This is a genomic window from Chloroflexota bacterium (genome assembly GCA_020850535.1).
In the GTDB taxonomy this organism is placed as follows: domain Bacteria; phylum Chloroflexota; class UBA6077; order UBA6077; family JACCZL01; genus JADZEM01.
The window spans coordinates 1-3,800 of record JADZEM010000171.1 but is presented as its reverse complement, the minus strand read 5'-3'; the positions used below and the strand labels follow the sequence as shown (position 1 = coordinate 3,800).

The window sequence follows — 3,800 nt, the reverse complement described above, 5'->3', positions numbered from 1 at the left end:
GATCCACTTGCGCGTGTTGGTTGAGCGTCGTGGGGTCGATCACGTCAACCGCCAGAGGTCAGCGTCAGGCTGTAGGCGCTCTGGAGTCCGTCGCCTACGGTGCCGTCCAGCGTGATGCTGGCGTACAACGAGCGGTCCAGCATGGCGCCGCCGCCGGTCGCCGCCTGGGTGAACACCGCATGCTCACGCAGCGCTGGCGTGCCCGAGTCGAGCGTGTTGGTGGCCGTCGAGGTGTAGATGTTGGCTGACGGCTGGGTGGCCGTTCCGGTCGCCCGAACGTTGCCGGTGTACTCGGTGGTCAACTCCGTTACGAGCGCCGTCTGCGCCGCCGCCTCAGCCGTGGATCCCGTCCCCAGGCCGTGGTAGCGGAAGTTGCTCAGCGTGAACCCCACGCCCACGTCGAGCGCGTCCACGACGGCCGCCACGAACGCATCGGTGACGACGCGCCGCGAGACGATGCCGTACTCCTCGACGCGCTGCCCGGCCCAGAACCGCGACTCTGGCCGGCGGAACACGGTGATCTCCAGCTGGGTCTCGATGATGCCGACGCGGGTGATGTGCTCCAGCACCTCAAGCGCCATGTCCGTCGGCAGGAAGTCCATCGCCGTCCGCAGCACGCGGCCCAGGTCGGTCTTAGGCGTCCACGTCAGCAGCCGCTTTCGCAGCGTGTTGTGTGCGTCGGTCGGGAGCGGCCGGATGATGTTCGCTACGGCCATCGGATTGCCCTCCAGAGTGCGCGGATGGCCAGCACAGCACGCTGGCGCCAGGACCGCCGCCCGCGCACCACGCGCAGGCGAACGCTCCCGGATGGCTCTACGGCGCCGAACATCAGGCCGCCGTCACATAGGCCCCGTCGTCGAGCGGCACGTAGAAGATCGCCCACTTGACGCTGCCTGTGTTGGACGCCGCACAGCTCAGATCGATGGTCCCAGCGGCCACGATCGCGGGGCGATCCTGCCCGGCGACGGAGCCTGCCGTTGTTCCACGCATGGCGTCGGACGCGAGCCCGGAGATCGAGTACAGCGTGCCGACCTCGTCAGCGGTGATGTCGAGGACCGCGCACAGATCGGCATCCGTACCGGTCGTCGGGTTTGCAACGATCTTCGTATTGTTGGCCTGCGTCTGGATGACCGTCGTCACCTCGCCAACAATTCCAAGCACGGCGATCCGCCCGCCGACCACGTTGAACAGCGCCGACTGTGTCGTCTGCGGCAGCGCGGCCGTAGACCGCTCGACAGCCAGGCCGAAGAGCAGGTTGCGAAGCACCTGTCCGTTCGGCATCCGGTTCGTGATAGCCATCTCAGCTCCAAATGCAGAAGGCCCGAGCGCGTGCTCGGGCCTTCGTGAGCGCGGTGGACGCCGCCGTTAGTCGACGGTCGGGTCGATGGTGAAGCCGTCCGTCACCGGACCGCTGTAGCGCGAGCCGTACAGGATGTACTCAGCTGACACAATGTTGGCCGAGTTGCTCGCCCCGAGCTCGACCTGCACACAGTCGTAGTCGCCAAGCTCGGAGGCCGGGATGTCGATCATGAACTGATCTTCACCGGAGCCCGTGCTGCTGGACGTGATCGATGCGGCAGGCGTGACGGCGGTCCAGGTTGGCGCGCCACCGAGAGCACCGGTCCGCTTCCACGCATGGTTGAGGGTGATGCCGTTGCTGTTGCCCCCACCGCTGACATCGGTGGCCTTGTCGACGGTGATCGCTGTGGTCGCGGCGTTCCCCATCGCGATATGCACGAGGATCAGCACGCCCTCGTACCCCTTGAGGCTGACCCAGTCGCCCGACCGTGCCGAGCCGCCCGCAATCGGCGCAATTCCAGAGGCCCAGCGGATGCTTTCCGCCAGGAGCTGCTTGCTCATGTGGATGCTCTCCCGTAAGAAAACCAGGAGGTGCGGAGCTCATCGGCCCCGCACCCGGAACGGATTACGAGCGGGTCGCCAGCGCCACGAAGGGCGAGAGCGTGTTGGACCCCTGGGCCGGCGTCAGGGCGGACTGCCAGAGCGGCTGTCCATCCACACGCAGGGTGAATCGGTACGTGGCTTCGTCGTAGAGGAACCGGACGTGCAGCGAGCTTGCCGACTGCATGCCGCCCTTCTCCGCGACGATGTACTGACTCATGTCGGCCAGGATGATGTCCCCGACCGTTCCGAGCGTTGAGCACTGCTCGATGGGAATCATCGGGCGCCCGAAGAGCGTGCCGTACGGACTGGCCGAAAGCCCGCCCGGCGGCATGTAGATCGGCGCCCCGCCGGTCCCGACGATCAGCCCCATCGTAAACAACTGGGGCTCAACGTCCTGGTTGTAGAACCACACCGCATTCTGACGGGACGGCCCCCACATGCGCGCCCACATCTTCACGAGGTTCTCGACGACGATAGTCGCCGCCGCCTGCCCGGTCTCCTTGGCTACCGACACGAGCGCCGGGCAGTTGAGGATGCCCAGCGGCTGCCCGGCCCCCGCGCCACGGAGACCCGCGTCGTCGAGCTTGAAGCCGAACTCCTCAGAGAACGCCTGCATGCCGACGCTCTCCAGCGCGGCCGCATCCGCCACCAGTTCGTCGGTGGCGTAGAAGATTGCCATCAGCTTGTTGAGCGTCAGTTCGATCTGGCGGAATCGCGGGCGGCTCGCCGTGACGGTATCGGCCTCGGCGGCCCAATACGCCTGGACGCCGCCCCAGCGCGAGCCGTTGGCGCGGCTGGTCTCATTGATCCCGTTGATCTTGAGGCCGTTCGCGCCGCTGCTGATCGGGATGTGCCGAGCACGGCTCATCACCTGCCCGGTCTGGTAGGCTCGCCGCAGCAACTCAGACGAGAAGTCCTGCTGCACCAGATAGCCACCGTCCGACGCAACGCTCTCGTTGGCGCCAGACGCTGCCGCTCGATAGGTCAGGCGAGGGTCGATCTGTGCGCCTGGCCCCTCGGCCCGCGCGACGGCTTGGAGAAACTCGCCGAAACCGGACCACGGCTTGTCAGCCGCGCGGTTGTGGCCGCCCGTGATGCGTGGCTCCTCTGGCGTGTTGCGGCTGGCCTCGATGGCTGCCGCACGGCGCTCAGCCTCTCGGTCGATGTCACCGCTGACCACCTTGCGCCGAGCGTTGATCGCGTCGATCTTCCCCCGCTCCTCGTCGGTCAAATCGCGCCCCTCTGCCTCGGCAGCCTTGAACACGGCCTCACCATCGGCCGTCAGCTTGTCACGCTCCGCCAGGAGCGCATCGTATCGCGTGGTCGCCATGCTGGCGTCCTCCCGTGATGCTGGCCGAGTCCTGCCGGCCGCGAATGCAAAAGCCTTCGCCCCGATTGGCGAAGGCTTGAAGCTGGAATGGGTTGCAGTTGGTGCTAGGCGTGAAGCTCGAAGCGCCGACGTTCATCCTCGGCGCGGCTGCCAGCCCCGCCGCGCCGCCCGGCCAGACGCTCAACGGTCTGGGCCATCGTGCCGACGCGGTCGGCCATCCCGAGCCGTACGGCCTCGTCGGCGCCCACCACGCGGCCCTGACCGAAGCCGCCGCGCACATCGGCGGGCTTGACGCCGCGCCCGCGGGCCACCGCCCGAACGAACATGCTGTAGTAGTCGTCCACGCGGGCCTGAATCGCCCCGCGAGCCTCCTCAGAGAGCGGCTCGAAGGGGTTGCCCTCGGTCTTGTACTTGCCGGCCGAGATCAGCGTGACCGTCACCCCCTCGGCCTCCAGGGCGGCGCTGATGTCCTCGTGCGCTGTGAACACGCCGATGCTGCCGACCTCGCCGCTCGGCGTGACGACGATCTCGTCAGCCGACGACGCGATCCAGTACGCCGCCGAGGCCG

General features: G+C 67.4%; 5 protein-coding genes. All 5 read right to left on the bottom strand.

All coding sequences use genetic code 11. The annotated features are described in order from the left end of the window. Positions 1–44: 44 nt before the first annotated feature. Positions 45–716, bottom strand: a complete 672-nt coding sequence (locus IT306_24680; protein MCC7371637.1) for a hypothetical protein — start codon at positions 714–716, stop codon at positions 45–47. 112 nt (positions 717–828) lie between these two features. Further along, positions 829–1,299 (bottom strand): hypothetical protein, encoded by a 471-nt coding sequence (locus tag IT306_24675; protein MCC7371636.1) that lies wholly within the window; start codon positions 1,297–1,299, stop codon positions 829–831. Between the two features lie 66 nt (positions 1,300–1,365). Further along, positions 1,366–1,860 (bottom strand): hypothetical protein, encoded by a 495-nt coding sequence (locus tag IT306_24670; GenBank protein MCC7371635.1) that lies wholly within the window; start codon positions 1,858–1,860, stop codon positions 1,366–1,368. 64 nt (positions 1,861–1,924) lie between these two features. After that, positions 1,925–3,232: a phage major capsid protein gene (locus IT306_24665; GenBank protein ID MCC7371634.1), complete on the bottom strand. Its 1,308-nt coding sequence runs from the start codon at positions 3,230–3,232 to the stop codon at positions 1,925–1,927. 104 nt (positions 3,233–3,336) lie between these two features. Then, positions 3,337–3,800: S49 family peptidase (locus tag IT306_24660; GenBank protein MCC7371633.1), on the bottom strand; the 464-nt coding region annotated here is incomplete at its 5' end.